This window comes from Corallococcus interemptor, assembly GCF_003668875.1.
In the GTDB taxonomy this organism is placed as follows: Bacteria; Myxococcota; Myxococcia; order Myxococcales; family Myxococcaceae; genus Corallococcus; species Corallococcus interemptor.
On record NZ_RAWM01000011.1, the window covers coordinates 43,088 to 64,832 of the forward strand.

Sequence of the window (21,745 nt, forward strand, 5' to 3'; positions counted from 1 at the left end):
GGGTCAGGGTCCCGCGAAGAGATACGAGCCGTGCATGAAGATGAAGTTCACCTTGTAGTCCGCCTGCCAGTTCACCTTCGCGGGGGACTCGTCCTCGGCGTAGATGATAACCCCGGGGGCGCCGTCCGGCGTCCGCCTGATGACCAGGTCGACGGTCGACACGTCGCGGCTGGACTGGGCGACGAGCGCACCCGCGTTGTCCAGGACCCCTCCGCCTCCGGCGTAGGAGAGGGCGTGCTCCGGGTACGCGCCATACGTCCCCACGAGGGTCGCCTGGCCCTGATTGGAGATGTGCCACAGCTGCTGGCGGCTGGTGGAGCTGGAGTCGGTGAGCGCCATCCGGAACCCCGTCGAGTCCGCACGCGCATCGATATAGGCCCATCTGTCCGGCAATCCCACGACCGGGAGGACCGTGGTCCGGTCCGGGGCCTGCACGCTCGCGGTGCCGTAGTCGCCCCGAATGAGGAGGTAGTTCTCCGCGTTCCACGCGACCGGATACTGCTGGTCCGTCACGACCGCCCCGTGGGTGTCGTAGTACCGCCAGCCTGCCTTGTCCTCCGTGCAGTTGTAGATGATGGAGCCGGTGCCCGCCTGCATGATGAAGGTCCGGATGCCGACGTCCGCCGGGCACCCGGGCGTCGGAACCACGGGGTCGTTCTTGAAACCCTCGTCGGGGTAGGTGTGCGCACCGTCCTTGATGGGGAAGCCATCCGGAACGAAGACCCGGAGCCGGTTCGGGCCCATGCCATCGTCGACGTAGTAGATGCGGCCACTGGGGGAGACCGTCGCATCGGGCCTGCCGGCGCCGCAGCCAAAGCCCACCTGCACGCGCGAGGGACTCAGGACGCTGGCGATGGCGTCCCGGTAGCAGGCGCCCTCGGAGAGCGTGCCCCAGATGAGCACGTCGTTGCCGGCCACCGGCTCGCTGTGGCACCGGTTGTCCGCGTCGCAGGTCGCCGCCCAGAGATAGCCCGACTCGCAGTCCGTGTTGCTGTTGCACCGGCCCTCCTGGAGGAGACACAGCTTCTGCGTCTCGTCGCAGGTCTCATGGGCCTTGCAGTCCGCCGAGGACGTGCACGCGCTCGCCGCCAGCACGCAGGTGTTGTCCGCGTTGCACGTCTCCCACGCCTCGCAATGCGCGTTCTTCGCGCACCGCCCCGCGCGCAGCTCGCAGCGCCGGTCCGTCGTGCAGGCCTCCCAGGCATTGCACTCGCCGTCACCGCCGCACCCGACGCAGACGCCTTCCTGGCAGCTCAGGCCCGGAAGGCAGTCCTTGGCGGACTCGCACAGGCCCTCGGACGTGCTGGTACACGCTGTCAGCAACAGCACCACCCCCACCATGCATGCACGAATCAAAACCGGCCCCCCACGTTGAGCTTGCCGCCGCCGCGGCCATCCGTATCGAACGACACCCCGGACAGACCCCAGAGGGTGAGCCCGGTCAGCGCGGCGACGCCGCCGCCAATCATCAGCGTGTTCGCCAGCAGGCTGGAGGACTTCGCCTGGTCGAACCTGGAGCGGTCCCCCGCCACCAGGCGCCCCTCCGTGTAGCGGGTCGACAGGTCGTTGTTCAGGCTGCGGCTGCGCAGACCGAAGGCGCCACCCGCGCCCACCAGCACCGCGCCGCCAATGGCCGTGTAGACGCCCGCCTTCCGCATCCACCCGGACGACCGCGGCGCGGGCGCTTCATCGTCCACGTAGGGCGACTCGGCGGTGAGGGGCGCCGGCTCCTCCTCCACGGCGGCCGGCTCGGGGGCGGGGGCCTGCTGCCGCGCCGCGACGGGGGCGTCCGCCCTGGGCTCCACCGGAGCGGGCCCGGGCGTGGGGGCGGTGGTGTCCGCGGCGGGCGCGTTCAGCTCCGCGTAGGCCTTCTCCAGTTGGTCGATGGCGAAGTGCGCGGGCCGCAGGTCCAAAAAACCCGGGATGAAGCGGAAGCTGATGGGCCGCGTGCGCTGCGTGCCGCGGATGACCGTCATGGTGACGGTGACCACCCCGTCCGCCGCCATCGCTCCTTCCGCGTAGAGGGTCGCGCCGCCCTTGCTGGCCGCCGCCAGGCACTCCGTCGTCGGCTGGGGGTCGCACGACGCCTCCAGCGGCACGGGACCGCGCAGGATGAACGACCCGAAGCGTCGCTCACTGGCACGGACGCCGGACACGATGAGCCCTTCCGCGTCAGCGCGGGGCCCGGCTTCGAGCTTTCCCTGGATGGGGTAGAGGCCGACAACGGTCTGCGCGTGGGCAATTCCAGGCAACGCGAGGACCGCCACCAGCATGAAGAGACCAATCAATCGCGCATGCGGCATTGCGCGGCAGCCTAGTGATGGAGTGTTGGATTGTAAACGGACTGCCAGTCGTCACCCGAGAGCCGGGGGAGAGGTGTTCCGGGACCCACGACCCCGGTCCAGGGGGGCTGTCTTTACAATCATTGGATTCACTGGATTGTTTGTTTTGTTTGCCATTGCTTTGAGCAGCGTGAGGGGCTGCCCTCGGGCAGGGGGGCGGCGGTATCGTCCGTCCAATGCCAGGACCCTTCGCGAACCTCTCTCAGCTGGTGGACTGCTCCGACGCGGAGCTCGAAGCGCTGGTGGAACAGGCCGACTTCAGCGGCTTCGAGCCCGGCCGGGACCTGGCGCCGCTGCGGGAGCGGCTCCTGCGGCTGGAGCGTGAGCACGGCGTCACGGACGTCCACCGGCGCTTCTCCGGCAAGGTGCTGGCCGCGGGGGCCCGGCTCCTGGAGACCCCGCGCTACATCGGCATGCAGCGCTGCTTCGCGCTCAGCCCGGATGGACGGCACCTCGCCATCGCGAGCAACCGCCTCGATGAATCGCACGGAGGCGACGTGCGCATCTGGGAGCTGGCGACGGGGCGCGTGGTCGACGCCGTCGGGTTCGAGACGACGCTGGTCGGCTCGGCGCGGGAGCCCTCCTGTCTCCAGTGGTCGCCGTCAGGCGCGTGGCTCGGCGTCATCCTGGACAACGTCGTCATCGGCGTGCTGCGGGCCTTCGCCGGGACGCTGCCTTCCTTCACCGCGGACCTCACCCGGCGGTGGGGCTCGCCGCCCGCGGGGTCGGTCATCAATCCCGCCCACGTGGCGAACACGGGGCACCTGCCCGCGTGGTGCTGGTCTCCGGATGAAAAGCAGCTGTTCATCTCCACCCCCGGGCCGGACGGCGCGCTGGGCTGCATCGTCCCGTTCCGGGAAGGGACCCGGGTCAACGAGGACAGTGAAGGCCTTCGCTGGTGCCCGGCCCGGTTGGACGGACAGCCTTCGAGGTCGCGCCCGCATACCTGGGTGCGGTGGAGCCCGGATGGCGCACGCATCCAGGGCTATTGCAAACAGGAGTTCGTGCTCGAGCCGAACGCCGGCCCGGAGCCGGAACCGCATCCGTCCGCCTCCACCCTCGACGTGGGGAGCGGCAACCTCGAATACCGCTTCGATGAACTGACGCTGCCGGTGGCGTTCTCTCCGGACGGGGCCCGCCTGGCCTACGGCGACCAGCCGCCCCGGCTCGCCAACGGACACACCGGCCGGACGATGACCGACCTGGGCAAGGACGCCGACGTGCGCGTTCACGGGGTCGAGGAATACGTCTGGTCCCGCGACGGCCGCCGCCTGGCCGTGCTCATCAACGGCTACGAGTTCCCGCAGGTCCTCCTCTTCAACAACGGCAAGCTCCTGGGCGTGGTGGACCTGAAGCGCCGTGCGTTCGGGCCGTCCTCCAGGAGTGGCGACCTGGGCCGCTGGGCCTGGTCGCCGGATGGCTCCATGGGCGCATGCCTGCTGCGTGAGGGGAAGATCGAGCTGTGGAAGGTGGGGGGCTCGCCCAAGATGCTCCGGCGGCTGGAGGGCGCCAGCGGCATCGATGGACTGGCCTGGGGCGCGGACGACACGCTCGTGGGGACGGGGCACCACGACATCGCCTTCTGGGACGTGACGACCGGAGCGTTGCGCTTCCGCTCCTCGTTGGAGCTGGAGCCGGGCCGCGTGCCGCCCCCGAGCGACTGGAACCCCTGGCTGGAGGACACCGCGGGCTTCATCCCGACCGAGCGCGGCTGGGACTTCACGCGAGCCCAGGCGGACGGCACCGTGGTGTGTCCCCCCGGCTCGCGGGAGAAGCTCGAGCCCCGGCTGATGTTCTCCGTGGGGGGACGTCATGCCTGGCCCTGGCGCTGGGCGGTGGGGACCCAGCACGCGCGCTGGGAGGACGGGGCACCGTTCTCCGTCGCGCCCCTGGCGCAAGCCCCGTTCGAGGAGCGGCATATCCCCGTGCCCGAGGGCGAGACCCTGGAAGCGCGAGACGACCGGCACGGGAAGTGGGGCTTCCTGAGGCAATACCAGGCCCCCACGCGGCCCCTGGACCATTACAAGGCCGAGCCCGTCTTCACGCACGGCCCCGCCATCTGCCGCGCCAACCTCACGCCGTATCTGGGCCAGGGCGTGCTGCTGCGCCAGACGCAGTACGGGACGTGGTACGCCCTCGGGGCCCTGCTGGAGGTCTCCGACGAGGGAATCCTCCTGCACCCTCGCGCGCCCATCGGCTCGTACCGCGAGCGGCTCTTGTCCTTCCGGGACATCCTCTGGATTGGACCGGCGGTGCCGCTCGAACCGCCAGGGGACCCGGCGGACAGCGAGCGCCAGGTGCCCACGCCGAAGTAGAGGCGCGCCCCGGCCGGGGTCAGCCCGGCTGGAGCCTCTGGGCGAAGAAGGTCAGGATCTCATCACGCGCCGCGGCCGTCGGCTCTCCCGCTGTGTCGATGAGGTGCGCCGTCACGACGCTGTGCGGCCCACCGACGACCCGTTCGAAGAACGCCGGGGGCCTGGCGTTCGCGGCCGAATCGGGCAGCACCCTGGGGACGAAGCGCGAACCCAGCGCGGAGGCGTAGGCCGCGAAGCGCTGCGCCGTGCAGTAGCGGTCCCCTTCGAAGCGGTAGGCGAGCACCGTCAGGTCTTCCCGCTCCAGCCGCTCCCGGATGGCCGCGGCCTCCTCGGGGGCGATCTGGATGGCGCCCGGGGCATCCAGGGGCAGCGAGGGCTGGCAGAGCACCGGCGCCAGCACTGACGACTCGAGCATCATGCTGAGCGCGAAGTTGCCGGTGAAGCACATGCCGATGGCGCCGACGCCAGGGCCCCCACATTCCCCGTGCGCGAGGCGCGCGAGCGAACGCAGCCACTGCGTCACCGGGCTGGATGCGTTCGCGGCGAACGCGCGGAACTCCGCGCTCACGCAGGCGCGCTTCATCACGGCGAGCCCCGCCTCCGCGTGCGGCCAGGCTCCGTCCTTCCCGAACAGTGACGGCATGTACACGGTGAAGCCGGCATCCCGGACCCACCGCGCGAAGCGCGCGACGTGAGGGCTGATGCCCGGCATCTCGGCCATGACGATGACCGCGGGGCCGCGGCCGGCCACGTAGACCGTCCGCGTGGCCGCATCGAGGGTGATGGACCGCCGCTCGAAGTCATCGAGCGGATCATCGGCGGTGGCGTCCGTTTCGGAGGTTCGCATGCCCGGACGATGCGAAAAGAACGCCCGTCCCGGCCAGTGGCGGAATCGACAACCTTCGGTCTACTCTTGCCAGGGTGATTACGCACGTCGTCCTGGATGGCGTGGCCGAAGGCCCGCTGGGTGTCGGCCTCGACGCGGTCGCCGCGGCGGCACGGCTCGCGGAGGCGGGCCTTGCCCCGGTGCCCCGGCGAGCGGAGCCGCTGCGCCAGCGCGTGGTGTCGCTCGACGGAGAGTCCGTCCGCTCGGGGACGGGCCGCCCGGTGTCCGTGGACGGCGCGCTCAGCCTTCGAGGCGTGAAGGCGGGGGACGTGCTGCTGGTGCCCGGGCTCTCCGCGGTCAGCGAGCGAGCCATCGAACGCCTGCTCTCGCGCGACGACACCGCGCGCGTCCTTGAGTTGCTTGCGCGAGCGTCGGCGAAGGGCGCGGTGGTCGCGGCCTCGTGTTCGGCGACCTTCGTCGTCGCCGCGTCAGGGCTCCTGGAGGGGGGGAGCGCGACGACGACCTGGTGGCTCGTGCCCGTGTTCGCGCGCCGCTTTCCCCAGGTCACCGTCCGCTCGGACCGGATGGTCGTCGAAAGCGGAGGGGTCTTCACCGCGGGCTCGGCCTTCGCGCACGCGGACCTGATGCTGGCCCTCCTGGCGCGCGTCGCGAGCCCGTCGCTCGCGCACCTGGTGGCCCGCTACCTCGTGCTCGACGAGCGCGTCTCGCAGTCCCGGTACATGGTGATGGAGCACCTGCGCGTCGCGGATCCGGCGCTGAGCGCGGTGGAGCGGTTCGTCGCCGCGAACCTCGGCCGGCAGCTGTCGCTGGAGGAGCTTGCCCGTGCCGCCGCCACCTCCACGCGGACGCTCGCGAGGCGGGTCCAGGCCGGCCTGGGAATGACGCCGCTCGAGTTCGTCCAGCGGGTCCGCGTGGCCCACGCCTCCCACCTCCTGGAGACGACGCACGAGTCCGTCGAGGCCATCTCCGCCCGGGTGGGCTACGCCGACGCGGCCGCGTTCCGCCGCGTGTACCGGCGCTACGCGGGGGAGACGCCGCGGGGCCGGGCTGCTCGAAAGCGCTGAGGCGTCAGCGTGGACAGGGCCTCCACGAAGAGCCGGACCTTGGGCGGAAGGTTCGACCGGCTGGGATAGACGGCGTGGATGGGCCGCAGCATCGCCGGCTTGGGGCCGAAGAGGACCTTGAGCCGGCCGTCCCGGAGGGCGTCGCCGCAGAGGATGTCCGGGACCATCGCGATGCCCACTCCGGCGATGGCCGCCTCGCACGCGAGCTCCAGGTCATTCACGGTCAGGACCGGATCGATGCGCGTCTTCACGCCCTCCGCCATCCACGTCTCGAACGCACTGAACCCGATGCAGCGCGCGGAGCGCAGGTCCCGGGCGTCGGGCATGCCGTGCTTCGCCAGGTAGCGGGGGCTCGCGACGAAATGCACCGAGCTCTCCCCGAGCTTCCGCGCCACGAGCGACGAGTCCGTCAACGGGCCGATGTGGATGGCGACGTCCAGCCCCTCTTCGATGAGGTGTGGCCGGCGGTCCGCCAGCACCAGCTCCACCTGTGCCTGGGGGTAGAGGTCGAGGTACCTGGCGATGACCGGCGTCAGGAAGCGCCGGCCGTAGAGCACCGGCGAGGAGACCCGCAGCAGGCCGGACGGCGCCGCCTTGCCCTGCTGCACCTCGCTGTTCGCTTCCTCGATGAGCGCGGCGATGGCGGCGCAGCGCTCGGAGTACGTCACCCCGGCCCCCGTCACCCGCAGCCGCCGCGTGGTCCGCTCCAGGAGCCGCACGCCCAGCCGCTCCTCCAGATGGCGGATGCGCTCGCTGACGGTCTGCTTGGTGATGCCGAGCTTGAGGGCTGCCCGGGTGAAGCTCTCCTCGCGGACGACCGTCGCGAAGAGGACCATGTCGGCCGGTGGAATCATGGCCGTCAAGCCTAACCTGACAATGAGTTCGCCCGGGGCCGCATTGTCCGGGTGCCCTCGCGGGCGCAGGGTTGGGGCCTCACACGAACTCCAGGAGTGCCACCCATGAAGCTCTACTTCGCCCCCAGGACCCGCGCGGTCCGCCCCCGCTGGCTGCTGGAGGAGCTGGGCGTGCCGTACGAACTGGCCCGGCAGCAGGACATCACCCCCGAATACCTGGCGGTGCATCCGCTGGGAGAGCTCCCCGCCCTGGTGGACGGGGACGTCACGCTGCTGGATTCGTTGTCCATCTGCCTGCACCTGGCGGACCGGTTCCCGGAGAAGCAGCTGGCGCCGCCGGTGGGGTCTCCGGAGCGCGGCCCCTATTACGGATGGATGGCCTTCGCGGAGCTGCGGTTGGATCCCGTGGTGATGGAGTTCTACCGGGACGCGCGGTCGCCGCCGGAGCGTGAGGCCTCGGACGGGACGGCCGCGCAGGCCCGGGCCCGGCTCACGGCCGTGCTGGACTTCATCGACACGGGGCTCGGTGACCGTGAGTTCCTCGTGGGTGGAGCGTTCACCGCCGCCGACGTGGTGATGGCCTCCATCCTCCACCTGGCGCACACGCTGATGCTGCTCGACCGGCACCCCCGGCTGCTGGAGTACGTCCGGCGTCACAGCCAGCGTCCGGCGGTGCGCAGGGCCGTGGCGGGGTGAGCAGGCGGGCTTCCCTTCTTCGGGTCTCGTATATGACTTGACGGGCATATGAAGCCGTGGGCATATACGGGGCATGGAATCCTCGTTCGCGATCATCGCGGAGCCGAACCGCCGGGCCATCCTGAGCCTGCTGGCGGCGTCGGAGCACTCCGTCGGGGAAATCGAGCATCAGCTGCGGATGCCGCAGACGTCGGTGTCCAAGCACCTGCGCGTGCTGCGTGACGCAGGCTTCGTGGAGTCACGCATTGATGCCCAGCGGCGCGTGTACCGCATCCGGCCGGAGCCGCTCATGGAGGTCGATGAATGGCTCGCGCCATTCCGGCGCTTCTGGACGGCCCACGTGGACGCGCTCGAGCGCCATCTGGACCAGATGGATTCCGAATCCGAACCCGAACCCGCATCCAAGAAGGGAAAGAAGCGATGAGCCACCGCGCGAAGTACATGCCCGGCCCCGCGGCCGGAGCCCGGGTCCAGAAGGAAGGGGAGAAGTGGACGCTCGTCCTCGTCCGGGACCTGCGTCATCCGCCGGCGAAGGTGTGGAAGGCGCTGACCGACCCCGCGCACCTGGCCCAGTGGGCGCCGTTCGACGCCGACCGCAGCCTGGCCTCCCCGGGGCCGGTGAAGCTCTCCACGGTGGGCGCGCCGGCGCCCATGGTCTCGGAGACGACGGTGAAGCGGGCGGATGAGCCGAAGCTGCTCGAGTACAGCTGGGGGCAGCAGGACCTGCGCTGGGAGCTGGAGCCCACGGCCACCAACGGCACCCGCCTCACGCTCTGGCACAACATCGACCGCGGCTTCATCGCGTGGGGCGCGTCGGGCTGGCACATCTGCTTCGACGTGCTGGAGCACCTGCTCGCGGACGACCCGCTGGGGCGCATCGTGGGGCCGGATGCGATGCAGTACGACTGGCAGCGGCTGAACTCCGAGTACGCGGAGCAGTTCGGCATCCAGACGCCCTCCTGGAAGGGCAGTCCCTCGAAGCAGTGAAAGGAGCAACGCCATGGAATCGACCCTGCCGAAGCCGGCGCTCGCCGCCGCGAGGACGTCCCCCAAAGCCGTGTCCGTCGTCTTCTGGATCGCCACCGTGCTCTTCTGCCTGGAGATGGGCTTCACCGCCTTCGCGCAGCTGAGCCTGAAGGACGCGGCGGACGGGTTTACCCGCCTGGGCTTCCCCGGCTACTTCCGGGTGGAGCTGGCGTGGGCCAAGGTGCTTGGGATCCTGGTGCTGCTCGCACCGGTGCCGGCGCGGCTCAAGGAGTGGGCCTACGCCGGCTTCGCCATCAACCTCGTCTCGGCGCTCATCGCGCACTTCGCGGTGGGAGACGGCCCGGAGGCGTGGGGCTTCGCGGCCTTCACCAGCGTGCTCTGGGTGCTCTCGTATGGCGCCTGGCGCGGCCTGCAGGGGGCCGGGAGATGACCGCGAAGAAGGCGGCCCCGGCCCAGGACGCGTCCGCGTTGATCGACCAGCGGATTGAAGACCTGGGTGACTGGCGGGGCAAGGCGCTCGCGAAGGTGCGCGCGCTCATCCACGCGGCGGACCCCCAGGTCGTCGAGGAGTGGAAGTGGATGGGGACGCCCGTCTGGTCCCACGACGGCATCCTCTGCACGGGTGAGTCCTACAAGAGCCACGTCAAGCTGACGTTCCTGAAGGGCGCCGCGCTGCCGGACCCCGCCGGGCTCTTCAACTCCAGCCTGGAGGGGAACGCGCGGCGCGCCATCGACCTCCACGAAGGCGACAAGCTCAACGAAGCGGCCTTCAAGAAGCTCATCCAGGCCGCGGTGGTGCTCAACCTGGAGAGCAAGAGCAAGCCGAAGGCCTCGCGAGCGAAGGGCAAGCCATCGCCGAAGTAGCTGTGAGAGGCTTGCCGGACGGCCGCATCATCCTTCGCAGGAGCGCATCCGATGCTTCGTCCCGCTGTCCTGAAGCCTTTCAGCCCGTTGACCCTGGCCGCCGTGCTGATGGCGCTCGGCGTCCTGTTCTTCGCGCCGCCCGCCTGGGCGGAAAAGCCTGACAAGCCCACGTCCAAGCCCGCGGATCGGCACTACATCCGGAAGGTCGACCAGTCCTCCGTCGCCAAGGACAAGAACACGGTCGTCGAATCGCGCGTCGACGTCAGCCGGGACGTGAAGGAGATCAACGACGGCAAGGCCAGGAAGGGCAATGAGTCAGGGACCGTGACCTGGACACTCAACGGCCGGACCTATGGGGCCCACGACAATGGTACGTTGTTTCCCATCCGGGGCTCCGGGTTCCATGAGTTGAACCGCTCGGCCTTCAAGGCCTTGGGCGTCTACAACAAGTTCGACGACACTCCGCGCGCCAGGGAGATCCTGGACAAGATGGGGACGTCGCAGAGCGACAGGAAAGACGCGCTCAAGGCCTACAAAGCGGGTTGAGAGGAAGAGACATGCCGCCGGAAAGACAGGTTGTCGGATTCATCGCGCGGGGGGCCGTGGGTGAAGGGCGCCTCTTCGAGAGCATCGGCCGCGCGCTTGGCCTTCCTCCTGAAGAGGTGAAGCGCTTCGACGTGGATGGCCCCGCGGAGGTGGCGGTGCTCGTGGAGACCGCGCTCCGGTCCGCCGGGTTCCGCACGGATGTGACGCTCTACATCGATGCCTCGCGCATCCAGGGCGCTCCCGGGCTCACTTCGGTGGAGGTGGCCACCCGGGTCGCGCCTCTGCTCGGCGAGGAGGTGCTGGTCTCGCCTCCCGCGGACGATCCCGCTGTCGCCACCGCCTGGTTCCTCATCACGCCCGAAGGCAAGCGCTTCCGGGCCAGTGAGGCCTCGCCAGGCGGTGATGGGGACTCCGTGGATATCGACCGGGCGTCCCTTCGCCCTGTGTAGCGATGGGGGCCTACGGCCGCGTGACGTGCACCAGGCTGGTCATCGCGTCCACGTACAGGGTCGTGTCATCGGCATACAGCGGCAGCAGCGGCGTGACGGAGACCTGGTTCAGCTTCGTCTTGCGGAGCTGCTGCGTGGCCGGGTCCTTGAACACGGCGTAGGGGACATCCTGGATGACGTACGGCTCTCCGTTCACGTGGCCGATGATCATCAGGACGTGTCCAGGGACGACGACCAGGTCTCCCACCTGCGCCCGAGCCAGGGCTCGCACCCGTTCCTCGTGGGAGTCCCGGGCCGTGAAGAGGCGGTGGTTCAGCGCCGCGCTCTTCCCCTGCAGGCCGGAGTTGGGCGGCAGGAAGAGCCCCAGGCTGCGGTACACCTCGCCCGTCAATCCGCTGCAGTCGCGCGCATTGAACTGGTGTCCCCAGCCATAACGCTCGCCAAGGAACTTGAACGCCTGCCGGAGGATGTTGGCGCGCGTCATTGGCAGATAGCCCGGAGCGGTGTCGGCGGTCCGCCGCACCAGAGCGCTCCGGAAGGCCAATGAGCCGTCCTGCTTTCGCACCGGCAGCAGCACCGGCCACGAGGCATGGCTGCTGGCGCCGTTGACGGGCTCACCCGGAGCCACGCCGGCACGTGGCAGCGGCGTCCCCATGTCCAGCGCCAGCTCGGAGACCTCCGGGGCCTCCGGTGTGAAGACCGTACGCACCTGGTCGCCGGTGACGACGCGCCCGGGTGTCTTCTCCACGTAGGCGAACACCTCGCCCGCCGTGCCTTCCGCGATGTCACCGCGCTGGACCCACGCGGGCCCCTGGGTCGTCATCACGAACAGCCACTGCTGATCCGCGCTCTGGTGCGCGATGACCACCGGTTCGCCCGGGAACAGGACGCCGGCCTGGAGGCTTTCGTAGTCGCGCAGGTCTTCCGAAGCGAAGAACCGCTGACTGGACGGCAGCGACCGCAGGTGCGTGCGCCGCACGCTGAGGCCATGACGCGCGGCGGTGGTTTCAGGGATGTGCCCGGCCGCGGCGTTCTGGCGAAGCGCATCCATCATCGCCTCCGTCACCGGCTGGCCCTGTTCGTCGATGACCGCCTGGATGGGCGTCTGCTGCGCGTCCCGCACCCAGCCCGCGACCTGGGCCCGCGTCAGCGTGGCCGGGATGCCCTTCAGGTCCACCAGGCCGCCCTCCGGACCGAACGCGCGCAGGCGCTTCGCCGCCACCTGCCCGGCATCGAGCAGCACCGCGTCCGGCGACGGCGCACGGCGGATCCAGAATTCGGAGGACAGCATGTCCTCGCTGAACGCGGGCACTCCGGAGTCAGACACGGGGCGCACGGACGGCGCCGCGCAGGCGGTCCCCATCAGGGCCAGCGTGAGCAGCGCGCGGACTCCCACTTTCGGTCGAATCATTCGGTCTGCTCCCGCTTCAAGCAGGTTGCTGGCTTCCCGGGGAAACGAACACCTGCCGCGAGCTATTTCACGGCTTCCGCTCAGGGGGCGCCTCGCGTTCGCCGTGCGCGGCTTTGCTATGGTGCCCGCCATTCCCATGGCCTCCACTCGCAAGTCCCTTGGCATTGTCCAGAGCTACGTGCTGCCCGCTCTGTTGCTCTTCGCCCTCCCCGTGTTCGGGCTCTGGTTCTCCGGTTACGCCTCCGGCCACTTCGACGCGGAGGTGCTCGAAGTCATCGAGAAGCAGATTGCACGCGATCCGGAGATGACCGCGGAGGACCGCCAGGAGGCGATGGACTTCTACCGCGCGGTCCCCGCGTCCGTGGCCTGTCAGAGCCAGGGCGAGGAGCTGGCCAGCTACCGCAACGGCCTGGGTGAGGCGTGCTCGGACGCGAAGCAGTTCGGCTGGGCGTACCTGGCCTCCTGGGCGCTGCTGGCGCTCGGGCTGGCCTCCACGGTCATCGCGCTCCTGTGCGGCCTGGCCGCGTTCATCTCGCGTCCCATCCAGTACGGCAGCTTCGTGGTGGGCTGGCTCGTGCTGCGCATCAACAGCGCCCTCCAGGTGGTGGGGCAGGGCGTGCTGATGGTGTGGCTGTCCTACTGGCTGACCGCCATCTGGACCAACCGCTACTACCCGAAGCTCATCGGCATGGTGGGCATCCTGGCGGCGATCGCCATCTTCCTGGTGGTGGTGGCCATCTTCAGCCGCCCGCCCAGGGACTTCGACGTGGAGGCGGAGGAGGTGCCGGAGGCGCGCGCCCCGGAGCTGTGGGCCTGCGTGCGCCGGCTGTGCGAGCGGCTCCAGACGACGCCGCCGGACCACATCCTCGCGGGCATCGACACCAACTTCTTCGTCACCGAAAGCGACGTGCGCGTGGACGGGCGCGTCCTCTCCGGCCGCACGCTCTTCGTGAGCCTGTCCCTGCTGCGCCTCCTGGAGCGCTCCGAGGCGGAGGCCGTCCTGGCGCACGAGATGGGACACCTCCTGGGCGGCGACACCGGCCACAGCAAGCGGCTGGCGCCCATGCTCTCCCACTTCGGCCACTATCTTCAGACCCTGTACGAGGGCGGCGTGACGCGCCCTGTCTTCTATTTCATGGCCGCCTACCGCGGGCTCTTCGAGCTGTCCTTGGGCCGCGGCCGCCGCGCCAGCGAGCTCGCGGCGGACCGGCTGGCGGCGGGCGTCACGTCGGGGCAGGACATCGCCCGCTCGCTGGTGAAGGTGGGCGCGTACTCGAGCTTCCGGGACCGGGTGGAGGCGAAGCTCTTCGCGCAGAATGAACAGCACCAGTCGGTGGCCATCTCGCAGCGGGTCGCGCTCGGCTTCTCCGAGTACGCCCAGTCCGAGGTGGTGCACGACGACCTGCAGGTGGCCGTGACGCCGCACCCGTTCGATTCACACCCGCCGCTGGGCGTGCGCATGCAGAACGTGGGCGTCCAGCTCAAGCCCGCGGACATGGCGCAGGTGCTCCTGGAGCCCGTGCAGTCCTCGTGGGTGGAGGCCGTCGAGGACGCGGAGGCCATCGAGGCACGGCTGTGGGGCGCCTACGAGGCGCGCTTCTCCGAGGCCCATGACCTGGCGCTCGCCTGCCGCTACGAACCGTCCACGGACGCGGAGCGGGAGCACGTGGAGAAGTTCTTCCCGGCGCTCGTCTTCGAGGGCAAGGAGGCCGGCTACGAGGTCCGGATGGACTACGCGCAGGTGAGCTGCTCGGAGTGGGAGCACCCCATCGAGTTCGAGCGGATCGCCAACGCCTCCACCTCCGAGCGCCTGTTCAAGAAGTACCTGGACCTGGAGGTCACCGGCGAGGGGCGCTTCCTGGGCAAGCACTCCATCTGCTTGAGCAAGGTGCAGGACGCGGACGCGGTGCTGGGGGCCTTCCAGCGCTACCTGGGACGCCACCGGATCGCGAAGGACCACCGCTTGAGCTCGCAGGCGGCCTGAGCGAAGGACTCGCCCGAGGGCGCCATGGTGACTGGCGCCATCCGCCTGATGACCCGGGTCATCACCCGGGCCCCTGTCTCAAGCATTTCGTCCCTGGGAAATCGATGGGTTGCGCGGGCCGCCGGTCTGGCATCCGCGCTGCAGTAGGGCAGCGCAACGCTGTCACGACCCAGGTGATGACCATGATCAAGCCCACGGCCTTCTCTTCCCCCATGCTGCGCCCGAACGCTGCTCCGGCGTCCTCCGTCGTCAACCCGAAGGAGCCGCTCTCCGCGGGTCCCGTCCAGGAACGCCGCGGTCTGGCCGCCGCGCAGGGCTTCGGCATGGTGGATTCGTTCGAGCCCGCCGCCGTCATCAACCGGTGTCCGCTCCCCCCCTCGGCGGCTCCGGCGCCCCAGCAGTCCGCGGCCTCCGGCGTGCCGAGCGCCAATGACAAGCGGCCCGCCGGTGACAACCGGTCCGCGGCGCAGATCGTGGACGACACGCCCGTGCTCAAGAACCTGGGCCGCCAGAAGGACATCAAGTTCGAACAGCTGTGCAAGCAGACCGGCGTCGACCCCAAGCTCGACCTGAAGGACCCGAAGCAGAACGCCGACGGCGTCTACCGCATGGCGAAGGTGCTGGAGTTCATCGACAGCGCGAAGGCCTCCACCGGCGGGGATCGCTCGAACAAGGTCCAGGGCGGCGTGGGCGACGGCAACATCGAGGGCATCACCAAGGACGGAGACGCGCGGCACGGCACCGAGGCGGGCATGCTCAAGGACTTCGCCGAGCAGGGCTACAAGTTCCTGGACAAGCACCAGCTGCCCACGACGAAGGACACCCACGTCAAGGCGGACGGCAGCAACAAGGACAACTTCCAGTGGGCCATGGGCGAGGCGGGCAAGGCCCTGTGGTTCGTGCCCGGCCTGAGCAACGTGCTGACGGGCGTGGGCAACTCCGAGGGCGGCTTCAAGGGCGTCCTGGAGGGCGCCGCGACCGGCTACCTCAACACCCTCAAGGGCGCGGCGGAGGGCGTCATCGGCTCCATCACCAAGGGCCGCGCCAACCCGGCCGGCATGCTCTTCGGGGCCTACACGGGCGCCCTGGCGAACACCGAGGCCGCGCCGCAGCCGGTGAAGGACATCGCGAGCATGCTGTAGGTGCCAGGCAGCGTGAAACGCCGCCCCGTCCCAGCCCCGCGAAGGGCAGGGGCGGGGCGTCATGCGTTTGCCCGGCGTGCTCAGGGAACCGGGTGGGGTGATGACCGCGGTTCGGGAACTGGTGACGGCAGTCATCAGGCAGCGTGGCCCGTTCGGGAGGCACCTCCCTCCAACCCCTTGAGATCACGGACGGCACCGGTCGACGCGGGCACGGCATGGTGGGTGCAGTAGGGGAGGGCGTCGCTGTTCTGCTCCCCCTTCGACGTACTCCCGAGGTTGCTCCCATGGCCCGTCGCATTGGTTCCTCCCTGTCGCGCTCCAATTCGCTCCCGACCTCCACGGTGTCCCAGCCCAAGCCGCCGGCGCGCGCGTCGACGCTCCCGGCCGCGAAGCCCACGGCGACGAGGGCGCCCGTGGCCACGAAGCCCACGACGCCGGCCGCCACGGCCACGAAGCCCACGGCGACGACGCCCGCCGCGACCACGGGCACGCCGCCGAAGCACGCGGGGGCTCCCGAGGGCCAGCCCTCCTACAGCCCCTGGGAGACGACCACGGGCCAGGGCTCGGACGTGTCGGTGAGCGGCGGTGACAACAAGCTCACGGCGCCCGCGAACGCGAAGCAGACGATGTTCATCGACAAGCCGGCCACGCCCTACCAGAAGGACACCTTCGGCGGCGGCCGGCTGAGCGCGAACATGGGGTCGGCGCAGGCCTCCACCACCAGCCACAGCGGCGGTGGCGTGCACCACTACTCGGCCCAGGCCGGGGTGCAGGGCCCCAACGCCTCCTACGAGTGGCAGAAGTCGCACGCGGGCCGCTACGGCGTGTCCAGCGCGCAGGTCACCGGCGAGGCCAACAGCTTCAAGGCGCAGGCCCAGGCCGGTGTGTCCGCCGACACGAACTCGCACGCCTACACGGCCGCGCTGACGGCCAAGGCGGAGACGGGCGTGGGCGTCACGGCGAGCGCGAACCACGACTTCAACCGGCACGTGGGCGGCTACGTGAAGGGTGAGGCGAAGGTCTCCGCCTCCGCCTTCGCGGAGGGCGTGGCCACGGTGGACCCGAGGACGGCCACGGCGATGGTCTCCGGTCAGGTGGGCGCGGGCGCCACGGCGGGCGTGTACGGCACGGCGGGCGGGCACGTGGGCCGGGTGCACGGCTCGGTCACCGCGGGCGCGGTGGCGGGCGCCTCGGCCCAGGCGGGCGGCAAGTTCGGCATCGAGAACGGCTTCCTCAAGCACTCCGCGGACGTGAACACGGCGATGGGCGTGGGCACCCACGTGAAGAGCGACGTGGCGGTGGACCTGCGTCACCACATCAAGCCGGGCATCGCGTCGGGCCTGCGTCCCGCCCTCGCCGGCGCCATGGGCGTGCCCGCGCCCTCCATCGCCATCGAGCCGGAGAAGTCCGGCGTCGAGAAGCTCTTCGCCAAGGCCTTCGGCAAGGGGTAGCGCGCGGGGTTCCTGTCCCTGGCGAAAGGGCGCTGGACGGCTTGTGCGTCCAGCGCCTGCTTCCGCTTGTGGTGCAGAACGGGCCATCTCCCGTGCAGCAGCCCAGCAGCTGATACAGAAGCAAGCGGCCTGATTACGGCCAACCTGGTGTCTCAATAATCCGGTGCGGTACAGAACGCGCGTCACGGTCTCTCGCGAAGCTGACGCAGCCAGGCTTCGAAGCTCATGGGTGAGAGGCCGTAGGAGCGCGCGATTTCAGGCCGGGCCAGCAGCGGGGCGACGTTCATGTACGTCATGCCTTCCGCCACCTTCGGATGCAGGCCGGCCGCGATGGCCTCTTCAATCGTGGCGGACTGGAGGACGTACTCCTTGCCGTGGACGCGCGAGAGGAGCTCGACGATCTGCGCAAGCGTGAGCACGTCCCCCGCGAGCTCCAGCGTCACGCCATGGAACTTCGCCGGGTCGTGGATGGCCGCCGCGGCCGCCTTGCCAATGTCCTCCGGAGCAATCACCCCGAGCGGCTTGTCGGCCTTGACCACCGTGAGCAGCCGGCGCCCGTCCACGAAGCCGGCGGGGTCGAACATCGCGTGGTCCATGAAGGTGGAGGGCAGGATGACGGTCCAGTGCTTGAAGCCGGCGGTGCGGACGAGCTCGCACGTGGCCAGCTTGTTCTCCCAGTAGTCCTCGTGGGACTTCCAGCGCCCCTCCGCCCAGCCTTCGACCTGGCGGTGGGCGCCAACGCCAGACGTCGCGGTGTGCACGAACGTCTCGACGCCCTCGGCGAGCGCGGCCTCGACGAGGTTCCTGCCCTGCTGACGCTCCTTGCTGAAGTCGACGCCGGTCGCGGAGACGATGGGTGACTGCATGGAGAAGACCGCCCGCGTCCCGGCGCAGGCGGCGCGCAGCGACGCGGGGGCGTCCAGGTCTCCGACGGCCACCTCCGCGCCAGCCGCCTTCAGGGCCCGGGCGTTCGGCGCCTCCGGATCGCGCACCAGGACGCGCACCCGTGTACGGCCCTCGGCCAGCAAGGCGCGGGCGGTGGCGCCACCCTGGCGGCCCGTGGCGGCGGTGACCAGAACGACATCGTTGAGGCTCATCGGCGGCTCCTTCGTAAGTGGGGGACCCCACCGTTTATTTCCGTGTTAAATACGGAGGGGGCCCCCGTTTGTCAAAAAGAAGAGGCCCGTGAGGAGGCGTGCGCCGTGGAGCAGGGGAAGCGGTTGCGCGCGGATGGGCAGCGCAACCGGGAGCGGATCGTCGAGGTGGCCTCGGAGCTGGTCGCCAGGGAGGGCGCGCAGGCGTCGCTCGAGGAGATTGCCCGGCGGGCGGGCGTGGGCTCGGCGACGCTGCACCGGCACTTCCCGTCACGGCAGGCGCTGCTGGAGGCGGTCTTCCGCGATGGCGTCGCGCAGCTCTGTGCGCGGGGCGCCGCGCGACCCGGAGCCAGGCCCGCCGACGAACTGGAGGCCTGGCTGGAGGAGGTGACGGTCTACACCTCGACCCACCAGGGGCTCGCCGCCGCGCTGCTCGCCGGTCCGGAGGGCCTCCCCGCTGAAGACATCTGCTGCACCGACATGGTGCTCGACGTGTTGAAGGTCCTGGTCTCGCGGGCGTCCTCCGCCGGGGCGCTTCAGGCTGGCGCCACGGCGGAGGACCTGTTGATGCTGGCGAACGCCATCGCCATCGCGAACGAAAACGAGCCCGCCACCGCGCGCCGGGTGCTGCGCCTCGCGCTCACCGGCATCCGGCGCTGATGGCACGACGACTCAGGGGCAGGTCGTAGGCTCCAGGTAGAAGGCCTCCCACGAGGTGGCGTCGGCGGGATTGCAGATGCCCCCGTTGCCGCCATTGCCGCTCTGGATGGGCGCGCCGGTGGTGGTCTCCTTCCAGTTGCGCGCGGTGCCGGCCGACGATTCAAAGCCATAACGGTTGCGGCCGCCGTGGACGCCGCAGTCATGGCGGGTGAACGCCTCCGCCGTGCTGGACGAGGCATTCACGGTGAGCTGATCCGCGACCACCGCCACGAACGCGCCGCCCGTCCCCTTGAGCTTGTACTTCGCGCCGCTGAGGACGAGCTCGAAGACGGCGCCCCCGGTCTGCGTCGTGCCCAGCGCGGCCACCTTGCCCGCGCCGTCCACGGTGAGCCACTTGTCGGAGCGCTCGCTCTGGATGCGGAAGCACCCCGCGCTGCCGCTGGCCTCGGTGTGGCAGGTCGCATCGCAGCCATCGCCCGGCTGCGTGTTGCCGTCGTCGCACTGCTCGCCGCTCTCGACCGTGCCGTTGCCGCACACGGGGCCGGTGCTTCCATCCGGACAGGCCACGGGCTCCAGGTAGAAGCCCTCCCAGGCACCGCCATCGCCCGGGTTGCAGGCGCCGCCATTGCCGCCGTCACCGCTCTGGATGGGCGCGCCCGGCGTGGTCTCCTTCCAGTGGGGCGCGCTCCCCGTGGCGGCCTGGAAACCCACGCGCGTGCGCGTGCCGTAGCCGCAGGCCAGCCGGGTGAACGACTCCCCGCTGGTGAAGTCGGCGCTCATGGAGAGCTGGTTCGCGACCACCGTCAGGAACGCGTCGCCCGAGCCCTTGAGCTTGTAGCGGGTGCCCGCCGGAACGAGCTGGAACACCTGCCCGCCGGCCTGCGCCGTGCTGCCCGCGACCACCTTGCCCGCGCCGTCCACGGTGAGCCACTTGTCGGAGCGCTCGCTCTGGATCTGATAGCAGCTGCCGCCCGAGGTCTCGGTGAACGTCGCGGTGTACGTGGCCGCGCTGGCAGGCGTGACGAAGGTATGGGATTGCGCGCCGCCGTCCGACCACGACGAGAACGCCCAGAACTTCCCGTTCGCGTACTGCGGCGACTCGACGCCCACGGAGCGGACGACTCCGACCACGCCGGTCGTCGCATGCGGCGCCGCGACCGGACGCCCGTCCATCAGGACCTGCAGTCCGCCAGGCACGCTGGTCACCGTGAGCGGGACCGTGACGGGATGGACGTCGCGATACGTCGTGTGGGTGAGGCCAATGGAGTCACGCACCGTCAGCCGCACGCGATACCAGACGTTGGCGGAGCTCTCGCCGATGTTCGGGATGGGCCAGCTCCCGCTCGCGACGCCGGAGGTGTCGGCCATGGCCGGGTGCGTGTGCGTGTCGTGGTGGAAGGTGATGTTCCAGGTCATCGCGCTCGGCGGCAGCGCGCCATCCTCCAGGTCGCTGGCGGAGCCGGAGAACGTCAGGTTCGTGGCCGCGACGTAGGTCGCGCCCGAGGCCGGCGTCACGATGGTGGCCACCGGCGGCTTGTGGGTCGTCACCGTCAGCACGGCCTCGGCGCTGGTGGCCGAGCCCAGCCCGTTCGTCACGACCACGCGGAAGCGCGCGCCGCTGTCGGTGAGCTGCGCGGCGGTCAGCTCGTAGCCCGGCGAGGTCGCGCCGGGGATGTCCACGCCGTTGCGCTGCCACCGGTAGGTGAGGGGCGGCTCGCCACTGGCGGACACGGTGAAGGCCGCCGGATAGCCGGCGGAGACCAACGTGCTCGCCGGCTGCTGCGCGATGCTCGGCGGCAGCGAGGCCGTGTATGCGATGCGGCCCACCTGGCCCGCGCCGCGCGCCAGGTAATAGAGCGCGCCATCCGGCCCGACATCCAGGTCCACGGGCCCCGGGGTGGCCGTCGCGAACAGCGAACGCGCGCCGCTGTTCGGGTCGATGCGGGCAATCCAGTTGTTGGTGTAGTCCGCGAAGAAGTACTGGCCCACATACGCGCTGGGGAAGGCCGGGACGGGCGGGTTGTAGAAGGCCCCGCCCGCGATGCAGTTGCCAGCGGCCGTGCCGGAGCCATGCGGGTACGCGAAGAACGGCTGCGTGAGCTCCGGGCGGTTCGTGAAGTAGCCCTCCGTCATGGGCCAGCCGTAGTTGGCGCCGGCCTGGCCGCGGTTGATCTCCTCCCAGCCACCTTCGCCCACGTCGTTGATGAACAGGGTGCCCGTGCCGGGCTGCACGTCGAAGGTGAAGGGGTTGCGCAGCCCCATGGCCCAGGTCGCCTTGGCGAGCCCGGTGGCGGTCGCATGGAACGGATTGTCCGTGGGGATGCTGCCGTCCGGGTTGAAGCGCAGCAGCTTGCCGAGCGGCGTGTTCAGGCTCTGCGAATTGGAGGAGACCGCGTTGTCACCGAGGGAGACGTAGAGCTTGCCGTCGAGCCCGAAGCGGACCGCGCCGCCGTTGTGGTTGGCGGCGTCGAGCGTCGGAAAGTCGGCGAGCACCAGCTCACTGCCGGGGACCACCACGTTGCCATTGGCGGTGAAGCGGCTGAGCCGGTTGTGGATGCTGCCCGCGACGGACGTGTAATAGACGTAGAGGTAGTGGTTGCTGGCGAAGTTGGGGTCGAACGCGACGCCCATCAGCCCACGCTCGTTGTCGGTGTCCACGGCGAGCGTCATGAACGGAGCCGCCAGGAGCTGGCCGTTCACGACCACGCGCAGCGCGCCGTTCTTCTCCGAAACGAACAGGCGCCCGTCGGGCGCGAAGGTCATGGTGGTGGGCCCCTGGAGGCCACCGACGAAGACCGAGTCGGCGAAGTTGGCGTCCTGCATGACCGCGGCCGCTCGCGCGACCGCCAGCTCCGGTGACGGCTGCGTCGAGCAGCCCACGAGAAGCGAGAAGACCGCGCACACGACTCGTAACTGCGTTCCTGGCATCACTGCTGCTCCCGGTCGAACGTGGAGGGGGGGATTCCTGGTTTTACACTGAGCACCTGTTCGGCCGGGATTGATTCAGCGATCCGGCAATGGATTCGCCCGCTGATCGTC

Annotated in this window: 20 protein-coding genes; 13 read left to right on the forward strand and 7 right to left on the reverse strand. The window is 70.0% G+C overall.

What is annotated here, in order from left to right; all coding sequences use genetic code 11:
* Positions 1 to 3: 3 nt before the first annotated feature.
* Complete coding sequence (locus D7X96_RS39905; protein ID WP_158616152.1) at positions 4 to 1,341, reverse strand: hypothetical protein; 1,338 nt, start codon at positions 1,339 to 1,341, stop codon at positions 4 to 6.
* An 11-nt stretch (positions 1,342 to 1,352) separates the two neighbouring features.
* On the reverse strand, positions 1,353 to 2,273 hold the full coding sequence (locus D7X96_RS06405) for a hypothetical protein (RefSeq protein ID WP_121769251.1): 921 nt from the start codon (positions 2,271 to 2,273) through the stop codon (positions 1,353 to 1,355).
* A 245-nt stretch (positions 2,274 to 2,518) separates the two neighbouring features.
* On the opposite strand from D7X96_RS06405, the gene D7X96_RS06410 reads away from it, so the two are divergent.
* Entirely contained in the window at positions 2,519 to 4,657 is a 2,139-nt protein-coding gene (locus D7X96_RS06410; protein WP_121769252.1) for a WD40 repeat domain-containing protein, read from the forward strand.
* A 19-nt stretch (positions 4,658 to 4,676) separates the two neighbouring features.
* Here the strand turns inward: D7X96_RS06410 and D7X96_RS06415 are convergent, their stop codons facing one another.
* Positions 4,677 to 5,504 (reverse strand): dienelactone hydrolase family protein, encoded by an 828-nt coding sequence (locus D7X96_RS06415; RefSeq protein WP_120546940.1) that lies wholly within the window; start codon positions 5,502 to 5,504, stop codon positions 4,677 to 4,679.
* A gap of 74 nt (positions 5,505 to 5,578) precedes the next feature.
* Here D7X96_RS06415 and D7X96_RS06420 point away from each other — a divergent pair, with 74 nt between their 5' ends.
* Complete coding sequence (locus D7X96_RS06420) at positions 5,579 to 6,568, forward strand: GlxA family transcriptional regulator (RefSeq protein WP_120546939.1); 990 nt, start codon at positions 5,579 to 5,581, stop codon at positions 6,566 to 6,568.
* Here D7X96_RS06420 and D7X96_RS06425 read toward each other — a convergent pair.
* Positions 6,523 to 7,422 (reverse strand): LysR family transcriptional regulator, encoded by a 900-nt coding sequence (locus tag D7X96_RS06425; protein WP_120546938.1) that lies wholly within the window; start codon positions 7,420 to 7,422, stop codon positions 6,523 to 6,525. The genes D7X96_RS06420 and D7X96_RS06425 overlap by 46 nt on opposite strands.
* Before the next feature lie 105 nt (positions 7,423 to 7,527).
* Here D7X96_RS06425 and D7X96_RS06430 point away from each other — a divergent pair, with 105 nt between their 5' ends.
* From D7X96_RS06430 to D7X96_RS06460, 7 genes are all read left to right on the forward strand, one after another.
* Entirely contained in the window at positions 7,528 to 8,118 is a 591-nt protein-coding gene (locus D7X96_RS06430) for a glutathione S-transferase family protein (RefSeq protein WP_121769253.1), read from the forward strand.
* 73 nt (positions 8,119 to 8,191) lie between these two features.
* Positions 8,192 to 8,542 carry an ArsR/SmtB family transcription factor gene (locus tag D7X96_RS06435; protein WP_120546936.1) on the forward strand — a complete coding sequence of 117 codons (351 nt, stop codon included), beginning with the start codon at positions 8,192 to 8,194 and terminating at the stop codon, positions 8,540 to 8,542.
* Positions 8,539 to 9,105: an SRPBCC family protein gene (locus D7X96_RS06440; protein ID WP_121769254.1), complete on the forward strand. Its 567-nt coding sequence runs from the start codon at positions 8,539 to 8,541 to the stop codon at positions 9,103 to 9,105. Before D7X96_RS06435 ends, D7X96_RS06440 begins: the two co-directional genes overlap by 4 nt.
* A 13-nt stretch (positions 9,106 to 9,118) precedes the next feature.
* The gene (locus D7X96_RS06445) at positions 9,119 to 9,535 is read left to right on the forward strand and encodes a DoxX family protein (protein ID WP_120546934.1); all 417 of its coding nucleotides are present in this window, start codon (positions 9,119 to 9,121) and stop codon (positions 9,533 to 9,535) included.
* Entirely contained in the window at positions 9,532 to 9,969 is a 438-nt protein-coding gene (locus D7X96_RS06450) for a DUF1801 domain-containing protein (RefSeq protein ID WP_120546933.1), read from the forward strand. The genes D7X96_RS06445 and D7X96_RS06450 overlap by 4 nt, the downstream gene beginning before the upstream one ends.
* 51 nt (positions 9,970 to 10,020) lie before the next feature.
* Complete coding sequence (locus D7X96_RS06455) at positions 10,021 to 10,515, forward strand: hypothetical protein (RefSeq protein WP_120546932.1); 495 nt, start codon at positions 10,021 to 10,023, stop codon at positions 10,513 to 10,515.
* A gap of 11 nt (positions 10,516 to 10,526) precedes the next feature.
* Positions 10,527 to 10,964, forward strand: a complete 438-nt coding sequence (locus tag D7X96_RS06460) for a hypothetical protein (protein ID WP_120546931.1) — start codon at positions 10,527 to 10,529, stop codon at positions 10,962 to 10,964.
* Between the two features lie 10 nt (positions 10,965 to 10,974).
* Here D7X96_RS06460 and D7X96_RS06465 read toward each other — a convergent pair whose 3' ends face one another.
* Positions 10,975 to 12,375 (reverse strand): SH3 domain-containing protein, encoded by a 1,401-nt coding sequence (locus D7X96_RS06465; RefSeq protein WP_121769255.1) that lies wholly within the window; start codon positions 12,373 to 12,375, stop codon positions 10,975 to 10,977.
* A gap of 136 nt (positions 12,376 to 12,511) precedes the next feature.
* Between D7X96_RS06465 and D7X96_RS06470 the strand changes: the two genes are divergently transcribed.
* The 3 genes from D7X96_RS06470 to D7X96_RS06480 all read left to right on the forward strand — a co-directional run bounded on the left by D7X96_RS06470 (position 12,512) and on the right by D7X96_RS06480 (position 16,952).
* Entirely contained in the window at positions 12,512 to 14,359 is a 1,848-nt protein-coding gene (locus tag D7X96_RS06470) for a M48 family metallopeptidase (protein ID WP_208647275.1), read from the forward strand.
* A 182-nt stretch (positions 14,360 to 14,541) separates the two neighbouring features.
* Positions 14,542 to 15,501, forward strand: coding sequence for a hypothetical protein (locus tag D7X96_RS06475; RefSeq protein WP_244219471.1), 960 nt, complete (start codon positions 14,542 to 14,544; stop codon positions 15,499 to 15,501).
* Positions 15,502 to 15,785: 284 nt separating this feature from the next.
* Positions 15,786 to 16,952: a hypothetical protein gene (locus D7X96_RS06480; RefSeq protein ID WP_121769257.1), complete on the forward strand. Its 1,167-nt coding sequence runs from the start codon at positions 15,786 to 15,788 to the stop codon at positions 16,950 to 16,952.
* A 182-nt stretch (positions 16,953 to 17,134) separates the two neighbouring features.
* Here D7X96_RS06480 and D7X96_RS06485 read toward each other — a convergent pair whose 3' ends face one another.
* Positions 17,135 to 18,049, reverse strand: a complete 915-nt coding sequence (locus D7X96_RS06485) for an NmrA family NAD(P)-binding protein (RefSeq protein WP_121769258.1) — start codon at positions 18,047 to 18,049, stop codon at positions 17,135 to 17,137.
* A gap of 105 nt (positions 18,050 to 18,154) precedes the next feature.
* Between D7X96_RS06485 and D7X96_RS06490 the strand changes: the two genes are divergently transcribed.
* Positions 18,155 to 18,706 carry a TetR/AcrR family transcriptional regulator gene (locus D7X96_RS06490; protein WP_120546926.1) on the forward strand — a complete coding sequence of 184 codons (552 nt, stop codon included), beginning with the start codon at positions 18,155 to 18,157 and terminating at the stop codon, positions 18,704 to 18,706.
* Positions 18,707 to 18,718: 12 nt separating this feature from the next.
* On the opposite strand, the gene D7X96_RS06495 is transcribed toward D7X96_RS06490, so the two are convergent.
* Entirely contained in the window at positions 18,719 to 21,610 is a 2,892-nt protein-coding gene (locus tag D7X96_RS06495; protein WP_244219472.1) for a PQQ-dependent sugar dehydrogenase, read from the reverse strand.
* Between the last annotated feature and the right edge of the window lie 135 nt (positions 21,611 to 21,745).

Bases quoted from the DNA above. Each gene is read 5' to 3' on its own strand.
- D7X96_RS06485 (WP_121769258.1), bottom strand. From the start codon at position 18,049: ATGAGCCTCAACGATGTCGTTCTGGTCACCGCCGCCACGGGCCGCCAG.
- D7X96_RS06445 (WP_120546934.1), top strand. From the start codon at position 9,119: ATGGAATCGACCCTGCCGAAGCCGGCGCTCGCCGCCGCGAGGACGTCC.
- D7X96_RS39905 (WP_158616152.1), bottom strand. From the start codon at position 1,341: ATGGTGGGGGTGGTGCTGTTGCTGACAGCGTGTACCAGCACGTCCGAG.
- D7X96_RS06450 (WP_120546933.1), top strand. From the start codon at position 9,532: ATGACCGCGAAGAAGGCGGCCCCGGCCCAGGACGCGTCCGCGTTGATC.
- D7X96_RS06410 (WP_121769252.1), top strand. From the start codon at position 2,519: ATGCCAGGACCCTTCGCGAACCTCTCTCAGCTGGTGGACTGCTCCGAC.
- D7X96_RS06460 (WP_120546931.1), top strand. From the start codon at position 10,527: ATGCCGCCGGAAAGACAGGTTGTCGGATTCATCGCGCGGGGGGCCGTG.
- D7X96_RS06405 (WP_121769251.1), bottom strand. From the start codon at position 2,273: ATGCTGGTGGCGGTCCTCGCGTTGCCTGGAATTGCCCACGCGCAGACC.
- D7X96_RS06425 (WP_120546938.1), bottom strand. From the start codon at position 7,422: ATGATTCCACCGGCCGACATGGTCCTCTTCGCGACGGTCGTCCGCGAG.
- D7X96_RS06465 (WP_121769255.1), bottom strand. From the start codon at position 12,375: ATGATTCGACCGAAAGTGGGAGTCCGCGCGCTGCTCACGCTGGCCCTG.
- D7X96_RS06455 (WP_120546932.1), top strand. From the start codon at position 10,021: ATGCTTCGTCCCGCTGTCCTGAAGCCTTTCAGCCCGTTGACCCTGGCC.
- D7X96_RS06435 (WP_120546936.1), top strand. From the start codon at position 8,192: ATGGAATCCTCGTTCGCGATCATCGCGGAGCCGAACCGCCGGGCCATC.
- D7X96_RS06470 (WP_208647275.1), top strand. From the start codon at position 12,512: ATGGCCTCCACTCGCAAGTCCCTTGGCATTGTCCAGAGCTACGTGCTG.
- D7X96_RS06415 (WP_120546940.1), bottom strand. From the start codon at position 5,504: ATGCGAACCTCCGAAACGGACGCCACCGCCGATGATCCGCTCGATGAC.
- D7X96_RS06440 (WP_121769254.1), top strand. From the start codon at position 8,539: ATGAGCCACCGCGCGAAGTACATGCCCGGCCCCGCGGCCGGAGCCCGG.
- D7X96_RS06480 (WP_121769257.1), top strand. From the start codon at position 15,786: ATGGCCCGTCGCATTGGTTCCTCCCTGTCGCGCTCCAATTCGCTCCCG.
- D7X96_RS06430 (WP_121769253.1), top strand. From the start codon at position 7,528: ATGAAGCTCTACTTCGCCCCCAGGACCCGCGCGGTCCGCCCCCGCTGG.
- D7X96_RS06475 (WP_244219471.1), top strand. From the start codon at position 14,542: ATGATCAAGCCCACGGCCTTCTCTTCCCCCATGCTGCGCCCGAACGCT.